The 19,187-nt window shown below is 66.1% G+C and carries 15 protein-coding genes; 5 read left to right on the top strand and 10 right to left on the bottom strand.

Features of this window, described 5'->3' with window-relative positions; all coding sequences use genetic code 11:
- Positions 1–29: 29 nt before the first annotated feature.
- Complete coding sequence (locus ABIE65_RS22875) at positions 30–1,382, bottom strand: LLM class flavin-dependent oxidoreductase (RefSeq protein ID WP_354080959.1); 1,353 nt, start codon at positions 1,380–1,382, stop codon at positions 30–32.
- Between the two features lie 295 nt (positions 1,383–1,677).
- On the opposite strand from ABIE65_RS22875, the gene ABIE65_RS22870 reads away from it, so the two are divergent.
- Positions 1,678–3,594: a propionyl-CoA synthetase gene (locus ABIE65_RS22870; RefSeq protein ID WP_354080958.1), complete on the top strand. Its 1,917-nt coding sequence runs from the start codon at positions 1,678–1,680 to the stop codon at positions 3,592–3,594.
- A gap of 182 nt (positions 3,595–3,776) precedes the next feature.
- On the opposite strand, the gene ABIE65_RS22865 is transcribed toward ABIE65_RS22870, so the two are convergent.
- A complete protein-coding gene (locus ABIE65_RS22865; RefSeq protein ID WP_354080957.1) occupies positions 3,777–4,355 on the bottom strand; it encodes a biotin transporter BioY in 579 nt (192 codons plus the stop codon).
- A gap of 166 nt (positions 4,356–4,521) precedes the next feature.
- On the opposite strand from ABIE65_RS22865, the gene scpA reads away from it, so the two are divergent.
- Positions 4,522–6,675: a methylmalonyl-CoA mutase gene (gene scpA / locus ABIE65_RS22860; protein WP_354080956.1), complete on the top strand. Its 2,154-nt coding sequence runs from the start codon at positions 4,522–4,524 to the stop codon at positions 6,673–6,675.
- A gap of 16 nt (positions 6,676–6,691) precedes the next feature.
- Here scpA and ABIE65_RS22855 read toward each other — a convergent pair whose 3' ends face one another.
- The 3 genes from ABIE65_RS22855 to ABIE65_RS22845 are packed head-to-tail and all read right to left on the bottom strand — an operon-like array spanning position 6,692 to position 8,747.
- On the bottom strand, positions 6,692–7,066 hold the full coding sequence (locus ABIE65_RS22855; RefSeq protein ID WP_354080955.1) for a TadE/TadG family type IV pilus assembly protein: 375 nt from the start codon (positions 7,064–7,066) through the stop codon (positions 6,692–6,694).
- Positions 7,067–7,116: 50 nt separating this feature from the next.
- Positions 7,117–7,569 (bottom strand): TadE/TadG family type IV pilus assembly protein, encoded by a 453-nt coding sequence (locus ABIE65_RS22850; RefSeq protein ID WP_354080954.1) that lies wholly within the window; start codon positions 7,567–7,569, stop codon positions 7,117–7,119.
- An 8-nt stretch (positions 7,570–7,577) separates the two neighbouring features.
- Positions 7,578–8,747 carry a TadE/TadG family type IV pilus assembly protein gene (locus tag ABIE65_RS22845; RefSeq protein ID WP_354080953.1) on the bottom strand — a complete coding sequence of 390 codons (1,170 nt, stop codon included), beginning with the start codon at positions 8,745–8,747 and terminating at the stop codon, positions 7,578–7,580.
- 256 nt (positions 8,748–9,003) lie between these two features.
- Between ABIE65_RS22845 and ABIE65_RS22840 the strand changes: the two genes are divergently transcribed.
- The 3 genes from ABIE65_RS22840 (at position 9,004) to hslO (ending at position 11,400) form a co-directional block, all read left to right on the top strand.
- Entirely contained in the window at positions 9,004–10,170 is a 1,167-nt protein-coding gene (locus ABIE65_RS22840) for a TAXI family TRAP transporter solute-binding subunit (RefSeq protein WP_354080952.1), read from the top strand.
- Between the two features lie 6 nt (positions 10,171–10,176).
- On the top strand, positions 10,177–10,350 hold the full coding sequence (locus ABIE65_RS22835; protein WP_354080950.1) for a hypothetical protein: 174 nt from the start codon (positions 10,177–10,179) through the stop codon (positions 10,348–10,350).
- Positions 10,351–10,440: 90 nt separating this feature from the next.
- Positions 10,441–11,400 (top strand): Hsp33 family molecular chaperone HslO, encoded by a 960-nt coding sequence (gene hslO / locus ABIE65_RS22830; protein ID WP_354080949.1) that lies wholly within the window; start codon positions 10,441–10,443, stop codon positions 11,398–11,400.
- A gap of 7 nt (positions 11,401–11,407) precedes the next feature.
- On the opposite strand, the gene ABIE65_RS22825 is transcribed toward hslO, so the two are convergent.
- The 5 genes from ABIE65_RS22825 to sucC all read right to left on the bottom strand — a co-directional run bounded on the left by ABIE65_RS22825 (position 11,408) and on the right by sucC (position 19,079).
- A complete protein-coding gene (locus ABIE65_RS22825; protein WP_354080948.1) occupies positions 11,408–12,901 on the bottom strand; it encodes a TrkH family potassium uptake protein in 1,494 nt (497 codons plus the stop codon).
- A gap of 81 nt (positions 12,902–12,982) precedes the next feature.
- Positions 12,983–13,912, bottom strand: coding sequence for a DMT family transporter (locus ABIE65_RS22820; protein ID WP_354080947.1), 930 nt, complete (start codon positions 13,910–13,912; stop codon positions 12,983–12,985).
- A 59-nt stretch (positions 13,913–13,971) separates the two neighbouring features.
- Positions 13,972–16,881, bottom strand: coding sequence for a 2-oxoglutarate dehydrogenase E1 component (locus ABIE65_RS22815; RefSeq protein WP_354080946.1), 2,910 nt, complete (start codon positions 16,879–16,881; stop codon positions 13,972–13,974).
- Positions 16,882–17,034: 153 nt separating this feature from the next.
- Positions 17,035–17,910: a succinate--CoA ligase subunit alpha gene (sucD, locus tag ABIE65_RS22810; RefSeq protein WP_354080945.1), complete on the bottom strand. Its 876-nt coding sequence runs from the start codon at positions 17,908–17,910 to the stop codon at positions 17,035–17,037.
- A complete protein-coding gene (sucC, locus tag ABIE65_RS22805; RefSeq protein ID WP_354080944.1) occupies positions 17,910–19,079 on the bottom strand; it encodes an ADP-forming succinate--CoA ligase subunit beta in 1,170 nt (389 codons plus the stop codon). The genes sucD and sucC overlap by 1 nt, the downstream gene beginning before the upstream one ends.
- Between the last annotated feature and the right edge of the window lie 108 nt (positions 19,080–19,187).

Below are 19,187 nucleotides of genomic sequence, written 5' to 3'. Positions count from 1 at the left end.
TCGCGTTGTGCCGTGTCTTGGACCGAGCGTCAGCCGGCGTATCTCCGCCATGCGCCGTTCTCGGGCCGGTCCAGCCCCAGATGCTCGCGCAGCGTCGACCCGGTGTATTCCTTGCGGAACAGGCCCCGGCGCTGCAGTTCCGGCACGACGAACTTCACGAACTCCTCGTAGGTGCCCGGCACATGGGTCGCCGAGATCACGAAGCCGTCGCAGGCGCCTTCGACGAACCATTGCTCCATGCGGTCGGCGATCTCCTTCGGGCCGCCGATGAAGGGGTCGCGGGCGTGACCGCGACGCGTGACCTCCATGAAGTCGCGAACCGTCGGGTTCTTCCTGCCGGTCACGCGGACCACGACGTCGATGTGCCCCTGGCCACCGCTCAGTTCCGCCAGTTCCGCGTCGGTGAAGGGATCGTCCAGACCCTTCTTCGACAGGTCGTAGTTCATCACTTCGGCCAGCAGCGACAGCGCGTCCGTCTCGTTCACCAGACTGTCGGCCAGCGCCCATTTGTCCTCCGCCTCGCTCTTGGTCTCGGCGGCGACGGTCCAGACGAGGTTGGTCAGCTTGACCTTCGACGGATCGCGGCCCTTCTGCGCGATCGCCTCCTTCAGCGCGGCATAGCTCTTCTTGCCGGATTCGAGGTCGTGATAGGCGGTGAAGACCAGTTCCGCCCAGCGCGCGGCGAAGCGCGTGCCGCGGCCGCTGGCGCCGGCCTGAATGACGACAGGATGACCCTGCGCCGAGCGCGGCACGGTGAACGGCCCGCGCGACTTGAAGAACTTGCCCTTGTAGTCCAGCCGGTGGACCTTCTCCGGATGGGCGAACAGGCCGGTCGTCTTGTCCTGGACGATCGCGCCGTCCTCCCAGGCGTCCCAGTGGCCGAGCACGATCTCCAGGAACTCGTCGGCCATGTCGTAGCGCAGGTCGTGCGCCACGTGGCGGTCGTGCCCCATGTTCATCGCCTCGCCGTCGTTGAACGAGGTGACGACGTTCCAGGCGGCGCGCCCGTCGGTCATCAGGTCCAGCGTCTGGAACCGGCGGGCGAGGTCGAACGGGTTGAAGTATGTCGTCGAGCAGGTGGCACCGAGGCCCAGCCGCTCCGTCGCCATGCCCATCACCGTCAGCACGGTCAGCGGGTCCATTTTCACGCAGCGGATGCCGTGCTGGACCGTATGCGCATGGTCGCCGCCATACATGTCCGGCATGGCCAGCCGGTCGTCGAAGAAGCCCAGGTCGAACTTGCCCTCTTCCAGGACCTGCGCGATTCGCTGGTAGTAGCCCTTCGACATGGAATCGTTGCGCGATTCCGGATGCCGCCACGAACTGGCGAGCTGCGTGCAGTTCTGGGCCTGCAGAAAGCCCACCAGCGCCATTTGCCGCATACGTTCCTCCTCGGTACCGGCCGCCCGTGCCCCGAACCACTGCCGCCGGGTCGGGACGTGCCGACATCTTTCGATGATGTTCGTCCTCTGGTTCCCGGTATGCAACCGGCACCCAAAGAGATCACCGGGAAGCTGGGTGGTGGTGACATGCGTGCTAACGCGTCGCCGACGGCGCCGTGTCGCGAGCTGCCCGACCGCGTGCCTCGACGGGAGGATTGTCGGCCCAGCCCCATCTTGCAATGCTTCGCAGCGAAGGCAGACTGAGCGCCACCAGCGCCAGCAGAGGACATCGGTCATGACCAGCCGCTACGACGAGACACACCGCCGTTCGCTCCAGGATCCCGAAGGGTTCTGGGCGGAGGCTGCGGATGATGTCGTGTGGTATCGGAAGTGGGATACCGTGCTGGATCGCTCCAATGCACCGTTCTACCGCTGGTTCGTCGGCGGCGAGACGAACACCTGCATGAACGCCTTGGACCGGCACGTCGACGAGGGCCGGGGCGAGCAGCTCGCGCTGATCTACGACAGCCCCGTGACGGACAGCCAGCGCAAGTTCACCTTCCGGGAACTACGCGACGAGGTGGCGCTGTTCGCGGGCGTGCTGGCCGACCTGGGCGTCGGCAAGGGTGACCGGGTCATCGTCTACATGCCGATGATCCCCGAGGCCGCTATCGCGATGCTGGCCTGCGCGCGCATCGGTGCGGTGCATTCCGTCGTTTTCGGCGGCTTCGCGCCGCACGAACTGGCGACGCGCATAGACGACGCGACGCCCAAGGTCATCGTCTCCGCCTCCTGCGGCATCGAGGTGCAGCGGGTCATTCCCTACAAGCCGCTGCTCGACGCCGCGATCGAGCGGTCGAAGCACAAACCCGACCATTGCGTCGTGAAGCGCCGCCCGCAGCACGACTGCGACCTGACCGCGGGCCGCGACGTCGACTGGGACGCCGCGATGGCGAAGGCCAGCCCGCGCGACTGCGTGCCCGTAAAGGCGACGGACCCCTGCTACATCCTCTATACCTCCGGCACCACCGGCCAGCCGAAGGGCGTCGTTCGCGACACCGGTGGCCACATCGTCGCGCTCAAATGGAGCATGCACGGCGTGTACGACATGAAGCCCGGCGACGTGTACTGGGCCGCCTCGGACGTCGGCTGGGTGGTCGGCCATTCCTACATCGTCTATGCACCGCTGTTCCACGGCTGCACCTCGATCCTGTTCGAGGGCAAGCCGGTCGGCACGCCGGACGCGGGCGTCTACTGGCGGGTCATCGCCGAGCACGGCGTGAACGCACTCTTCACGGCTCCCACGGCCTTCCGCGCCATCAAGGGTGCCGATCCGGAGGGCAAGCTGATCGGGCAGTACGACCTGTCGAAGTTCCGCACTCTTTTTCTGGCAGGCGAGCGGTCGGATACCGATACGGTGAAATGGGCGGAACGCGTCCTGGACAGGCCCGTGATCGATCATTACTGGCAGACTGAATCCGGCTGGCCGATGCTGGGGAATTGCGTAGGCCTGGGCGCGCTTCCGGTGAAGCACGGGTCGCCGACCAAGCCGGTGCCCGGCTACGACATCCAGGTCCTGGATCCGGAGACCCACGAGATCCTGCCGGACGGGCAGATCGGCGCCATCTGCATCCGCCTGCCGCTGCCGCCGTCCTGCCTGCCGACGCTGTGGAACGCGGACCAGCGCTTCATCGACTCCTACCTCGCCGAGTTCCCCGGCTGGTACAAGACGGCCGACGCCGGCATGCGTGACGAAGACGGCTATTTCTACGTGCTGGCGCGGACCGACGACATCATCAACGTCGCCGGTCATCGGCTCTCCACCGGAGGCATGGAGGAGATCCTGTCGCAGCACAAGGACGTGGCCGAATGCGCCGTAGTCGGCGTTCACGACGACCTGAAGGGCCAGGTGCCGGTGGGCTTCATCGTGCTCAAGAGCGGCGTGAACCGCCCCGGCGACGAGGTGGTGAAGGACGTCGTGCAGATGGTGCGCGACGAGATCGGAGCCGTCGCCTCGTTCCGCAAGGCGACCGTCGTCCCGCGCCTGCCCAAGACGCGCAGCGGGAAGATCCTGCGGGGCACGATCTCCAAGATCGCCGACGGCGAGGCCTGGAAGATGCCGGCGACCATCGACGATCCCGCAATCCTGGACGAGATCGAGACGGCGTTGAAGAGCCTCGGCTACGCGACCGGAAAGCCGGCCGAGAAGTAGGCTATGCCCGCCGGCGCTGCGGCGGGCGGTTCTGGCTGCGGTGGCGCTTGAGGTAGCGCCACCCCATCAGAACGAAGGGTAGGTAACGCATCAGTCTGAACATCGGCACGGTCTCCTGCGGGGGCGGGTAGTCGGGCTTTGCCAGAGAACCCCGGAACGCCCGAGCGGGTTCCGCACGCGCCTCAGCCGACGTCCGTGTTGCCGGTCTGCGCAACGAGCCGTACGACCGCCGCCGCGAGTGCCGATTTCAACACCGCGCCGGCAAGAAAGGGCAGCACGCCGGCTGCGAGCGCGCGATCGGGGCCGATCAACCAGGCTAGCCATGTCGCCCCCAGGCCGAGGCAGACGGCGTGTCCGAGGAGCACGGCAGCAGTCGCCGGGAGAAACCCGGACATCCAGCCACGCGCTGCGAGCCAGCCGACCAATGCCGCCGCCACCGGGAACGCGAACAGGTAGCCGGCGGTCGGTCCCGCAAAACGCGCGACGCCGCCCGCGCCCCCGGCCAGAAGCGGTAGTCCGAGTGCAGCGCAAGCGAGCCATGCGGCGACGGTCAGAGCCCCCAGGCGCCAGCCATAGAGCGCGCCGACCAACAGGACTGCGAAGGTTTGCATCGTCATCGGCACGGGCAACATCGGCACCTCGATCCATGACGCGAGGGCCAGGAGAGGGATGCCGGCGGCAACTGCGAACGCCTGGACGATCCCGGACCGCGTCTCAAGATCCAGCAGCCCGCAGCTGCGGGAAGAGGTGGTATTGTTCATTAAGGTATCCGGTCGAGACGATAGAGGCGGACCAGGGTTAGCCGGGTTGGCGCTCCATGCGCAAGCCGAGGACGCCGCATTGCCGGGGATTGTCCGGACCGGCCGGATGGACGAGCCGGCGCAGGAATCGCTATATACTCCGCGCAAGGTAGCAGGAGGTCGTACCATGGCGGATTTCCCGAAGCGCACGCTCGATGACTGGCAGGCGCTCGCCACAAAGGATCTGAAGGGCGGCTCGCCCGACGGGCTGGCGTGGCACACGCCGGAAGGTATCGTGGTGAAGCCGCTCTACACGGCCGCCGACCTCCAGGACCTGGAACATCTCGACACGATGCCGGGCTTCGCGCCGTTCGTGCGCGGGCCGCGCGCAACGATGTACGCCAACCGGCCGTGGACCATCCGCCAGTATGCCGGCTTCTCCACCGCGGAGGAGTCGAACAAGTTCTACAAGGAGGCGCTGGCCGCCGGGCAGAAGGGCCTCTCGGTCGCCTTCGACCTCGCGACGCACCGCGGCTACGACAGCGACCATCCGCGCGTCGTCGGCGACGTCGGCAAGGCGGGCGTGGCGATCGACAGCGTCGAGGACATGAAGATCCTGTTCGACGGCATCCCGCTCGAGGAGATGTCGGTTTCGATGACGATGAACGGCGCCGTCCTCCCGGTGCTGGCCGCCTTCATCGTGGCGGGCGAGGAGCAGGGCGTTCCGACCGAGAAGCTGTCGGGGACCATCCAGAACGACATCCTCAAGGAGTTCATGGTCCGCAACACCTACATCTATCCGCCGACGCCCTCGATGCGCGCGGTCGCCGACATCATCGAGTTCACCGCGCAGAAGATGCCGCGCTTCAACTCGATCTCGATCTCCGGCTATCACATGCAGGAGGCCGGCTCGACGCTGGTGCAGGAGCTGGCCTTCACCCTGGCGGACGGGCTCGAATATGTCCGCGCCGCCCAGGCCAAGGGCCTGCACGTCGACCAGTTCGCGCCGCGACTGTCGTTCTTCTTCTGCATCGGCATGAACTTCTTCATGGAGGTCGCGAAGCTGCGCGCCGCCCGCTACCTCTGGGCGACGCTGATGAAGAAGCACTTCGACCCGCAGCGAGCCGACAGCTTGGCGCTGCGCACCCATTGCCAGACGTCGGGCGTCAGCCTTGCCGAGCAGGATCCGCACAACAACGTCATCCGCACGACGATCGAAGCGATGGCCGCCGTCCTGGGCGGCACGCAGTCGCTGCACACCAACGCACTCGACGAGGCGCTGGCCCTGCCGTCGCGCTTCTCGTCGCGGATCGCGCGCAACACGCAGCTGATCATCGCCGAGGAGACGGGCATCCCGAACGTCATCGACCCGCTCGGCGGCAGCTACTATGTCGAGCATCTGACGGCCAGTCTCGCCGCCGAGGCGATGAAGCTGATCGACGAGGTCGAAGCGCTGGGCGGCATGACCAAGGCCGTCGAGGCCGGCATGCCGAAGATGAAAATCGAGGAGGCCGCCGCCCGTCGGCAGGCGCGCGTCGACCGCGGCGAGGAGACCATCGTCGGCGTCAACAAGTACCGCCCGACCAACCCCGAGTCGGTCGACATCCTGGACATCGACAACACCGCGGTGCGCGACTCCCAGATCGCCCGCCTGAAGAAGATCCGCGCCGGGCGCGACGAGGCGAAGACGCAGGCGGCGTTGGACGCCATCACTAAGGGAGCCGCCACCGGCGAAGGCAACATGCTGGCACTGGCTGTCGAGGCGACGCGGGCGCGCGCGACCCTCGGCGAGATATCCGATGCCATGGAAAAGTCCTGGGGCCGCTACCAGGCGACGATCCGGTCCATCTCTGGCGTCTACGGCGCGGGCTGGGACGGTGACGAGGGCTACAGCCGCATCCGCGCCGACGTCGATGCCTTCGCAGAGGGCGAAGGCCGGCGGCCGCGCATGCTGGTAACCAAGATGGGCCAGGACGGCCACGATCGCGGCGCGAAGGTCATCGCCACCGCCTTCGCCGATATCGGTTTCGATGTCGACGTCGGGCCGCTGTTCCAAACACCCGAGGAAGCGGCGCGCATGGCCGTCGAGAACGACGTCCACATCGTCGGCGTCTCGTCCCAGGCGGCCGGCCACAAGACGCTCGTGCCGCAGCTGATCGACGAGCTTCGTCGTCAGGGTGCCGGCGACGTCCTGGTCGTCTGCGGCGGCGTCATTCCGCCGGGCGACTACGAGTTCCTGAAGGCCAAGGGCGTGGCTGCGATTTACGGCCCGGGCACCAACATCCCGGAAGCGGCCAGCGAGATCCTCGCGATGCTCAAGCAGCGCGACTTGGCGGCCTGATCCGCCTACGCTCGCATCAGCGGGAGATCGTCAGCGCCGCGTGCTTTTCGATCTGGATCGTCGTGAACGCGGCGATCCAGGGCACCAGCAGGCGGTAGCTGTAGGCAACGGTCACCGCAACGCTGGCGCCGGGGCTGTTGTCCGGGGAATAGCTGGTCCTGACGTCGAGACTGGCGGCCGGCACGAAGCCGGGCGCGTGCCTGTGGACGATCGTTGCGATGTCCTCCGCCCTGGCGGGCTTGGGGCTGGCTGCGCCGCGGACAGCGGCGGCGCGCGCCCCTTCCCGTGCCGCGTTCGCGATCGACTCGCTGAGATAGAAGAACCTCCCCAGTTCGAAGAAGCCGAGCACGATCAGCAGCATCGGCAAGGACAGCAGCGCGAATTCCACCACCGCGTTGCCCCGACGGTCACGTATCGCTGTCCGAGCCACCCGCCAACGGGTCATTGCACCTGGACCTCCGCATCGCGATAGAGCGGCACGGGATTCTCGATCATCGGATAGGGCATCATCGTCGCGAACTGCTTCGATATGCTGACCTTCACCATCATCACCGGCTTCGCGCCGTTTTCGCAGCTCAATGAGCACAGTACGGCGCTGCCGTTCGCGCAGAGACACTTCTGTTCGGCCACGATCTCCAGCTCTTCCGCGCCCTTTCCCGCATCCGCGCGCGCGGCCCGCACCATTCCCTCTTCATCCGCGGCGTGCGCAGTGCTCTGCATGCCGAAGTGGGCCCCTGCCAATGCGGCATTGGCGATGCGACCGTCCTCGCTCATGAGGCGGACGAAATCCACCATCGCGATCATGGTGAAGACGAGTATCGGCACCATCAGCGCGAACTCGACGGCGACGCCACCTTTCCGGCACGCCCGGAAGCCGAGGCAGGTGCGCAGCATGGTGGTCGTCATTCCACAAGGACGACGCCGGCGCCGATCTTGCCGGCGACCGGCACCGCGCTTGCCGCATAGTTATTGTTGAGGATCAGCTCGGACTGGCCATCCATTTTGAGGCGGCCGACGATGTAGGTTGTGAAGGGAGGGATATTCGAGCTCGTGCTGTGCCCCTGATATGTCACGTAGTGCTTCGGAAGGTAGACCGCCCCCTCATAGCTGATGTCGCTGTGGGCGACGAACTTGTGCTCCAGGCCGGCCTTCGGGTTGCGGTCGTGGGCGAACACGAATCCGGCCATCGGGCCATCTACGGGGGCAACAAAGTCGATGACACTCTTCGCCTCGATCTCGATCTTGCTGTCGCCGATCAATAGAAAGGCGACGCCCTTGCCGGTGAGGATCGAATCCCCCTGCACCTTCAGGCCGCCGTTCTTGAGGAAGTAGATTCCGGGCAGGAAGGTGACCGTCGCCTTGTCGATCTGAATCTGCTTGCAGTAGACACCGGGCTTCAGTGTCGTCGTGGTCTCAGAGATCGAATTCGGGCTGAACTCGCACGGCCCCGGGTCGGGCGGCACCCAGGCGGCGAGCGGATCGGCCAGAGGCGTGCAGCCGATCTCGACGGGTACGCTGGTGCTGCCCCCGCTATAGTTGCCGGTGACGCAGATCTGTGCCGCTTCGACTGTGGCGCCGCCGGCGATTTTCATGGCCTCGCTGCTGGTGGAGTTCACCTGGATGCGGCAGGTGGGAGCGACGATCTTTGCCTTGTCGATGTCAAGCGCCTGCGAATTGCTCGGTTCCAGGATCGTCAGGCAGGGTGGCGGCGTGTTCGGTACCGCAGCAGCGGCACTCGCGGACAGCGTCGGAGCCGTAGCCCCGAGAATCCTTGCGAAATACATGTGCGCTTGGGAGCGGATGACTGCGCGGACGCTGTTGTCCTCCCGCACCTCGATATCGACGCTGGCGCCGTTGGCGGACGTGAAGCCCATGCGAGCTGCGGCGGCGGTGCCTGCGGCCGCCACTTCGTCTATGGAACCGCCGCGATCAAGCTCATGCGCACCGGCACGTGCCGCTGAGTCCACCGCAGTCTGCAGGCGCCGCTTTGTGGAATACCAGACGCTGGTATCTACCGCGAGAGCGACGAAGCCGAAGAGGCCGACAAGCATCATCGACATCAGCATCGCCATCGCGCCCCGGTCGTCACGACAGAAGGCGGCGGTAGTTCGCTTCGCGCGGTAACAAATTACCACAACCATTTGGTTCTGAACCGACCTTGGCTTGCACTCTCTTGAAAACTGGGCCGCGGAGGTAAAGAAGGCCTGAAAGGATCCGATAAACGACGGCTTAAGCCGGCCTCGACACTGTCGGCGACAGCGACTTGTCCGCGAGCACAGCGACGGTTACGGTGCGCGCCACCTGAAATGCACGGACAAAGAGGACGGTATGTTGAAGGATTCGGCCGCGCGCGCGGCCACTCTCGCCGGCACGGTCGCCGCCGGCGTTCTGACGGCGGGAGCGGTCTGGGCCGCGGGACTTCCGAACCCGCTCGTGGCCACGGCCTACGACGTCGGCTCCAACGGTTACAGCCAAGCGGTCGCGATCGGCGCGGCGTTCAAGAACGAGCGCGGTATCACGCTTCGCCTGCTGCCGGGCAAGAACGACGTGTCACGCCAAGCGCCGCTGCGCGAAGGCAAGGTGCACTTCTCCTTTTCGGGCATCGGCGGGTACTATAGCCAGGAGGGCGCCTTCGTCTTCGGCCGGCGCGACTGGGGCCCGCAGGCGATCCGCATCCTGCTCCTGAACCATGCCGACACAGGCACGGTGCTGATCACGGCGAAGGACGCCGGCATCAAGACTCCAGCCGACCTGAAGGGCAAGCGCGTGGCTTGGGTGGCGGGTGCCCCGGCTCTCAACATGAGCGTGCTGGCCCACCTCCGCTTCGGCAACCTGACGTGGGACGACGTCAAGCGCGTCGACTTCGGCGGCTATGCGGCGTCGCAGGACGGCCTCGTCGACAATCAGGTGGATGCGGCCTACGTCAACACTTCCGCCGGCGGCACTTTCAAGCTCGATGCTTCGCCGCGCGGGCTGCACTATCCGCCGCTTCCGCACGACGACGCGGAGGCATGGAAGCGGCTGCAAGAGGTTCTGCCCTACTACTCCAAGATGACCATCACCAAGGGCGTGCAGGTCAGCCCGGAGCACCCGCTGGAGGCGGGCGGCGGCCCTTATCCTCTCCTGATCGCTTACGAAGCGCAGGACGCCGACGCGGTCTACGAGATGACGAAGACCATGTTCGACCTGTATCCGACCTACAAGGACGGCTCTCCGGGGGCGGAAGGCTGGGCGCTCGATCGACAGAAGTTCGTCTGGTCGGCGCCCTATCACGAGGGCGCGGTCCGGTACTACAAGGAGAAGGGCGTCTGGACGCCCGAGGCTCAAAAGAACAACGAGGACATGGTCGCCCGCCAGGAACTGCTGCAGGCCACTTGGAAAGAGCAGCTAGCGGCCGATACTAAGGACGAGGAGGCCTTCGAGAAGGCCTGGATGAAGCGCCGCGCCGACGCGCTGCAGAAGGCCGGCCTCGTGACCCCGTTCGAAACCTGGTGACCGACCATGCCGATCCTGCTGCTGATCCTGCTGATCATCCTCGTCGCCCAGTTCGGTTTCTGGGATACGCTATCGGCGGTTCTGGGCGGGATCGGCATCGTCATCCTGCTGGTCGTCACCGTCGGCGCCGTCCTGGCGCTGGCAGGGGCGCTGTTGATGCGCCGCCTGCGGGGGCGGTGACACTCCGGTGAGATCCACGTGACGTTGCGCGAAGGGCCGCGCCTGACCACCTAACGGGTCGCGGCCCCGTCACGCCACCTCATCGGTCCCATGCAGCCACCGCCGAACCTCGACCCCAGCCTGCGCAACGACGCGGGCGACGATTTGATCCAGCCCTTCCAGATCGACCGCGTCGGCCTGCGCGGCCGGCTAGTGCGCCTGGGCCCCAGCGTCGATGCCGTGCTGCGCCGGCACGACTACCCGGACGCCGTCGCCGGCCTGCTCGGTGAGGCGATGGCATTGGCCGCGTGCCTTGCCGCCGCCTTGAAGTACGAGGGGATTTTCACGCTGCAGGCGCGCGGCGAAGGCGCCGTGCGTTTTCTGGTCGCGGACGTGACCAGTGCAGGGCACCTTCGCGGCTATGCGGCCTTCGACCAGGACAAGGTGGACGGGATCCTGTCGGAGGAGCCAGAGCCGACGGCCGCCCGGTTGTTCGGCGGCGGCCACCTCGCATTCACTGTCGACCAGGGCCGCGACACGCAACTCTACCAGGGCATCGTGCCGCTGGAGGGGGCGAGCCTCGCGGACAGCATCCATCACTACTTCCAGCAGTCGGAGCAGATCACCACCGCGATCAAGGTGTCCTGCGGCTCCATCGACGGCACATGGCGTGCCGCTGCACTGATGCTGCAGCGCCTGCCGGAGGAGGACACCGGCGACAGCCTTTCCGCCAATGAGGCGCGGGACATCTCAGAGGACGGCTGGCGCCGTGCGGTGATCCTGCTGGGCAGTGCTACGCGCGGCGAAATGCTCGACCCTGCCCTTGATGCGAACACGCTGCTCTATCGCCTCTTCCACGAGGACGGCGTGCGGGTCTTCACGCCGCGGCACGTCGAGGAGCGCTGCCGCTGCGGCACGCGCGAACGCATTGCCGGCATTCTCGGCTCGCTGCCGTCCGGCGACGTCACCGACCTGAAGCTCGACGACGGATCGGTCACCGTGACGTGCGAGTTCTGCCGACGGGAGGAGCGGTTCGACGAGGCGGAACTGAAGAAGATCGCCGGCGGCTGAAGCTCGCTCACGCCCGCCAGAAGGAGGGCATGAAAAGGATGAGCACGGTGAACAGCTCCAGCCTGCCGAGGAGCATTCCGAAGCTCAGCACCCACTTCGCCGCGTCGGGCAGTGTCGCGAAGTTGCCTGCCGGACCGATGACGTTGCCCAGGCCAGGCCCGACGTTCGAGATGGCTGTCGCCGCACCGGAAGTGGCCGTGAGAAAGTCCAGGCCCATCAGCCCGAGCGCCAGGGCCAGCGCCGCGTAGCACACGAGATACAGCACCAGGAACGCGATCACCGAAACGACGACCGATTCGGGTATCGGCCGCCGGTTGTAGGTCGCCAGCAGAACGCCGTGCGGCTGTATCAGTCGCGCCACCTGGGCGCGCGCTGTCGCGAACAGGATCTGGAAGCGAAAGACCTTGATGCCGCAGGTCGTCGAGCCGGCGCAGCCGCCGATGAACATCAGGAAGAAGAAGCCGGCATTGGCGAAGGGGCCCCAGGCACTGTAGTCGGCCGTCGCGTAGCCTGTCCCGGTCATCACGGAGACCGCGTTGAACACGACGAAGCGCAGCGCGAGCAGAGGATCCACGCCGTTGACCAGTGTATGCGCCACGCTCATCGCAAGGATGGCGACGGCCAGGATGGTGAACAGGCCGCGCACCTGCTCGTCCTGCCATAGGAGCCAGGCTCGCCCTCGCAGCGCCTGGACGTAGAGCACGTAGGGAACGGCACTCGCAAGCATCCCCGCCGATATGACCCAGTCGAGCGACGGGTTGGCGAAGTGACCGATCGACATGTCGACCGTGGAGAAGCCGCCGGTGGCGATCGTGGTCATCGCGTGCGCCACGGCATCGAACACGGTGAGCCCTGTGAGCCAGATGAACAACGTCCACAACGCCGTCATGCCGAGATAGACGGAGATGATGCCGAGCGCGATCTGGGCGACGCGTGGTGAGATCTTGTCCGACTGGTCGGTGGACTCCGTCCGGAAGAGTTGCATGCCGCCGACCTGCAACAGCGGCAGCAGTGCGACGGCCGTGACGATGATACCGATCCCGCCGAGCCACTGGAGCAGCGATCGCCACAGAAGGATGCCGGGCGCGGCGTAGTCCAGCCCGACGATCACGGTGGAGCCGGTCGTCGTGATACCCGACATCGCCTCGAACACCGCATCGGTAAAGGACAGCTCGAGATCGCTGAAGCGGAAAGGCAGCGCGGCGAACAGCGATACGACCACCCAACTCAGCGACGTCAGGACGAAGGCCTGCCGCAGGCCGAGCCGCAGCGGACCGTGCCAGTTGGTCAGGACCAGCAGGACGCCGACGAAGATCGTCACCCCCGACGAGATGGTGAAGACCCGCCAGTCCTCGTGCCCGGCGATGTAGTCGACCAGGGCCGGCACGAGCATGGCGATGGCGAGGGTGACCAGTAGCAGGCCGCAGACGAACAGGACGGGGGCAAGGTCGATGACCGCATCGCCCGGCCGGCGGCGGATCCTGCCGAACTCTCCGCGCACCGGAGGACGAACCGCACCGAGGGGCAATTGCCGGACGGTCCTAGTCGCCAAGCCGCCTCCAGTGCCCGTTCACGGCGTGCATCAGGCGCGCCCGCGGGTCGCGAGGACGATGCCGGCAAAGCAGAGCCCCATGCCAACGGCATGAAAGGGCCGGAATGCTTCGCCGAGGATCAGCACGGCGAGCAGGCTGCCGCAGACCGGCATGAGGTGGATGAATTGGCCTGCACGATTGGCACCGATCAGCTGTACGCCCCGATTGTAGCAGAAATAGGCGAGAACGGAGGGGAACACAGCCACATACCCGATCGACAGCAGGGTGGTGCGGTCGAGCCGCATCACCACGCCCGCGGACAGCTCCCATAGCCAGAAGGGAAGCAGCATCGCCGCCCCGAGGCCGAAGGTTACCGCGAGGAAACTGAGGGCGTGGACGGAGGGCCGCCGGCGGAGCAGCGCCGAGTAGAGCGCGTAGGAGGTCACGGCCAGAAACACCAGCACGTCTCCTGCGTTCGGAACCAGCGCGACGATGGCGAGCGGCTCGCCCCCGGTGAGGATCGTGACGACGCCGGCCAGGGACACGGCGATTCCGCAGAGCGCTAGCACGCCGGTACGCTCTCCGAAGAGCAGATAGGAGAACAGGATGATCAGCACGGGCAGTGCCGACTGCAGGAGCAGGGCGTTGATGGCCGTCGTGGCGCCGAGCCCGATATAGACCAGCGTATTGAACGCTGCGATGCCGACGGCGGACAGAAGCAGCAGCATGCGCCAGTGCCGCAGCAAAACCGGCCACTCGCGGCGCAGGTGAGGGACCGCGAAGCCGACGACGATCAGGAACGCGCCGGCCCAGCGGAAGAAGGCCAGTGCGACAGGCGGCACATCGGCATGCACCGCACGCCCCAGGATGAAGTTCCCGGACCAAAACAGGACGGTAAGGACGAGCAGGATGTAGGGTCGATCGACCAAGCGCCGCGACCGCGGCGCTTGGCCTGCACCACCGCTCTCTGAAAGGGACATGAGTGTCTCGGTGGCCCAGCGCCGCAGGGATGCCCGCGGGCGCGCCGGCCGTTACCGGGTCAGCCGACCGTCAGCGCCTCGTCGACCAGACGCACCTGTTCGGCATTGTGCCGCTTCAGGGAGCCAGTCGCCGGCGAAGCCGATTCCGGCCGGCCCACATAGATCGGGCGCTTCGCCTTGTGCTTCAGCGTTCCGAGGACGCCTTCGATGCGGCGGTCGACGAAGAACCAGCCGCCCATGTTGTAGGGCTCCTCCTGACACCAGACGACCTCGGCGTTGGGGTACTTCGCGAGTTCGGTACCCAGCGTCTTCTGGGGGAACGGATAGAACTGCTCGAGGCGGATGATTGCCACGTCGTCGATCTTCCGCTGCGCCCGTTCCTGCCAGAGGTCGTAGTAGACCTTGCCCGAGCAGATCACGACGCGCTTCACCTTCTTGCCATCGACCAGCTTGTCCGTCTCGGCCAGCACCCGGTGGAACGAGGTGTCCGGGCCCATGTCGGCCAGCGGCGAGACGCAAAGCTTGTGCCGCAGCAGTGACTTCGGCGTCATGACGATCAGCGGCTTGCGGAAATCCCGGCGGACCTGACGGCGCAGCATGTGGAAGTAGTTCGCCGGCGTCGTCGGGTAGCAGACCTGCATGTTGTCTTCGCCGCAGAGTTGGAGATAGCGCTCCAGCCGCGCCGAACTGTGCTCCGGGCCCTGCCCCTCATAACCGTGCGGCAGTAGCATGACGAGGCCCGACATGCGCAGCCACTTCGACTCCGCCGAACTGATGAACTGGTCGATGATGACCTGGGCGCCGTTGGCGAAGTCGCCGAACTGTGCCTCCCACATGACGAGGGCGTGCGGTTCGGAGAGCGTATAGCCGTATTCGAAGCCCAGGACCGAGGCCTCGGCGAGTGGACTGTCGAACACCTCGAAGCGTGCCTGATCGGGCTTCAGGTTGGCGAGCGGCACGTAGCGCACGCCCTCATTCTCCTGGTCGGAAAGGACGGCGTGCCGCTGCGAGAATGTTCCGCGGCCGCTGTCCTGGCCGGACAGGCGCACGGGCGTGCCCTCGAGGATGAGGGTGCCGAAGGCGAGCGCCTCTGCCGTCGCCCAGTCGATGCCTTCGCCGGTCTCCATCGCCGTGCGCTTGGCTTCGAGCTGGCGGGCGATCTTGCGGTTCAGGTTGAAGTCGTCCGGAACCCGGGTGATCGCCTCACCGACCTCGCGGAGGAGTTCGATCGAGGCCGCGGTGTTGCCACGCCGATCCTCGCCCTTTGCCGCGCTGAGGCCCGACCATGCGCCCTCGAGCCAGTCGGCTTTGTTGGGCTTGTAGCTCTTCGACGCTTCGAACTCGCCTTCGAGCCTCTCCCGGAACGCCGCGCTCATGGCGTCGGCGTCGCCCTCCTGCATCAGGCCTTCTTCGACCAGCTTGCCGGCGTAGAGCTGGCGTGTGGTCGGATGCTTGCCGATCGCGCGGTACATCAGAGGCTGGGTGAACGCCGGCTCGTCGGCCTCGTTGTGGCCCTGGCGGCGGTAGCAATACATGTCGATTACCACGTCCCGCTTGAACTGGAAGCGGTACTCCGTGGCGATCCGTGCGACGTGTACGACGGCTTCGGGATCGTCGCCGTTCACATGAAAGACCGGCGCCTGGATGATGTGCGCCATGTCGGAGCAGTAGGGACCGGAGCGCGAATCGGTCGGCGAGGTCGTGAAACCGATCTGGTTGTTGATCACGATGTGGATCGTGCCGCCGACACGATAGCCGCGTAGGTCTGAGAGGGTCAGCGTCTCGGCGACGAGACCCTGACCGATGAAAGCGGCGTCGCCGTGCAGCAGCACGGCCATGACCTTGTCGCGCGTGGCCTCGATCGGCCCGCCGTTCATCTTCTGCAGCTGCTTGGCGCGCGTCTTGCCAAGAACGACCGGATCGACCGCCTCGAGGTGCGAGGGGTTCGGGCTGAGGGAGAGATGGACGGTCCGGCCGTCGAACTCGCGGTCCGACGAGGTACCCAAATGGTATTTCACGTCGCCGGAGCCCTGGACATCCTCGGGATGAGCCGGGGTCCCCTGGAACTCGGAAAAGATCGCGTGGAACGGCTTGCCCAGCACGGTGGCGAGCACGTTCAGCCGGCCGCGGTGCGCCATGCCGAGTTCGAGGGCCTCGAGGCCGAGTTGGCTGCCGCGCTTGATGATCTGCTCCAGCGCCGGGACGAGAGACTCGCCGCCCTCCAGGCCGAAGCGTTTGGTGCCGACATACTTGCGGTCGAGGAAGTTCTCGAACACTTCCGCCTGGGTCAGCCGCTCCAGGATCGCGATCTTGCCGCGTTCGGTGAAGTCCGTCTGGTTGCGCGGCTGCTCGATGCGCTTCTGGATCCAGTCCTTCTGGACCGGATCCTGGATGTGCTGGAATTCGACGCCGATCGATCCGCAATAGGTGTCGTACAGGATCGCCATGATCTCGCGAAGGCTCGCCATCTCCAGGCCGAGCACGCCGTCGATGAAGATCGGGCGATCCAGGTCGGCTTCCGTGAAGCCGTAGTGCGCATAATCCAACTCGGGATGGTGCACCGGCTGGTGCAGGCCGAGCGGATCGAGGTTGGCGTAGAGATGCCCGCGAACGCGATAGGCTCGGATCAGCATCAGCGCGCGGATGGAATCCAGCGTCGCCTGACGGATCGCCGCCGGGTCACCGGCCGCGCCGACCGCTGCCGCTATGGCGGCGGCACCGCCGGTCTTCGCCGCGTCGCCGTTCGCCCCCGCATGACCGTTGCCGGAAATGACAGAGGGCTTCAGCCGCCCCCAACTCGGGCCGCGCGTCTCCGCCAGCGTTCCTTGCGGATCGTCCCGCAGGTCGTCGAAGAACGCCTGCCAGCTCGGATCGACCGAGCCGGGGTCCTCGACGTAACGGGAATAGAGTTCAGCGATGAAGACGGCATTGCCGCCAAACAGAAACGACAGCTCTTCCGGTCGCGCCATGTGTCCCATCAGGGGGCGGCGTCGCGCCAACCCCTTCCCGTTGTTTATCGTTCGTTGGGCGACGGAGCGCCGCCCTGTGTGGCAAGTCCAGATATGCGACCGCAGCCTGAAGCCAGATCACGACCGCTCGGAACCCGGGCCTCTATAGGCCCATCATCCTTTAAGAACCTTCAACATCGTGCTGCCGAGCGCCGCCGGACTGTCGGCGACGGCGATACCCGCATCGCGGAAGGCCTGAAACTTCGCTTCCGCCGTTCCCTTGCCGCCCGCGATGATCGCACCGGCATGCCCCATACGCTTGCCGGGCGGCGCTGCCGCTCCGGCGACGAAGCCGACCATCGGCTTCTTGGCGCCGGAGGCCGCGTAGAACGCCGCCGCGTCTTCCTCCGCCGAACCGCCGATCTCACCGATCATGATGATGCCTTCGGTCTCATCGTCGTCGAGCAGCAGTCCGACGGCCTCGACGAAGTTCGTGCCGTTGACTGGATCGCCGCCGATTCCGATGCAGGTCGTCTGACCGAGCCCGGCGGCTGTGGTCTGGGCTACGGCCTCGTAGGTAAGCGTTCCCGACCGGGACACAATGCCTATGCGACCGCGCTGGTGAATGTGCCCCGGCATGATGCCAATCTTGCACTCGCCCGGCGTAATCACGCCCGGGCAGTTCGGGCCGATCAGCCGCGACCCCGACCCCTGCAGCGCACGCTTCACGCGCACCATGTCGAGCACCGGGATGCCCTCGGTGATGCAGATGATCAGCGGGATCTCCGCATCGGCCGCTTCGAGAATCGCGTCGGCTGCGAACGGCGGCGGAACGTAGATCACGCTCGCATCAGCGCCCGTCTGGTCGACCGCGTCGCGCACGGTATCGAAGACCGGCAACCCGAGATGCGTCGTGCCCCCCTTGCCCGGCGACGTACCGCCGACCATCCGGGTGCCGTACGCGATCGCCTGCTCGGAATGGAACGTGCCCTGGCTTCCGGTGAAGCCCTGGCAGATGACGCGAGTGTCCTTGCCGACAAGAACAGCCATCAGGCAGCCTCCTTCACCGCGTTCACCACCTTCTGGGCGGCATCGGCCAGGTTGTCGGCCGGTATGATGGGCAGTCCGGACTCGGACATGATCTTCTTGCCGAGTTCCACGTTCGTGCCTTCGAGCCGGACGACCAACGGAACGTGCAGCGACAGTTCCCGCGCTGCCGCCACCACGCCCTCGGCGATGATGTCGCAGCGCATGATGCCGCCGAAGATGTTGACGAGGATCGCCTCGACGTTGGGGTCGGTCAGGATGATCTTGAACGCCTTGATCACCCTCTCCTTCGTCGCGCCGCCGCCGACATCGAGGAAGTTCGCAGGCGACGAGCCGTAGAGCTTGATGATGTCCATCGTCGCCATGGCGAGGCCGGCGCCGTTCACCATGCAGCCGATGTTGCCGTCCAGCTTGACGTAGTTGAGGCCCTCGCGGGTCGCCTCGAGTTCGACGGCGTTCTCTTCGCTCTCGTCGCGAAGCTCCTCGACCTGCGGGTGCCGGAAGAGCGCGTTGTCGTCGAAGTTCATCTTCGCGTCGAGCGCCACGAGATCGCCGCCGCCCGTCACGATCAGCGGATTGATCTCGACCATGCTCGCGTCGAGGTCGATGAACGCGGCATAGAGCGCCTGCAGGAACTTGACGGCGGCACCAACCTGCTTGCCCTTGAGCCCCAGGCCAAAGGCCAGACGCCGCGCGTGGAAGCCCTGCAGTCCGGTGACCGGATCGATCGTCGCGGTCAGGATCTTGTCAGGCGTCTTCTCCGCGACCTCTTCGATCTCCACGCCGCCTTCCGTCGAGGCCATGACGATGACCCGCCCGGTATTCCGGTCGACCAGCATGCCGAGATAGAGCTCGCGGGCGATGTCGGCGCCTTCCTCGATATAGACGCGCTTGACCTCCTTGCCCTCGGGGCCGGTCTGGTGCGTCACGAGGGTCATCCCGAGCATCTTGCCCGCCGCCTCGCCGACCGCATCGAGCGACTTGACGACCTTCACGCCGCCACCCTTGCCCCGGCCGCCGGCGTGGATCTGGGCCTTCACCACCCAGACCGGACCGCCCAGCTTCTGAGCCTGCTCCGTCGCCTCGTCTGCGGTATACGCGACGCCGCCGCGCGGAACAGGAACGCCGTACTTCGCCAGCAGCGTCTTTGCCTGATATTCGTGGATGTTCATCCGGCTCGCCTGCTTCCGATGGCGGCTCTCGCCGCGGAACCGCCGCCCGAGACCGCGACATACCGCCGCACTAGATCACAGCCGGCAAGCCCGGGCAACGTTTCGGCT

The sequence above is a fragment of the Constrictibacter sp. MBR-5 genome, assembly GCF_040549485.1.
In the GTDB taxonomy this organism is placed as follows: Bacteria; Pseudomonadota; Alphaproteobacteria; order JAJUGE01; family JAJUGE01; genus Constrictibacter.
The sequence above is the reverse complement of the archived record's forward strand: the minus strand, read 5'-3'. Positions and strand labels throughout refer to the sequence as shown.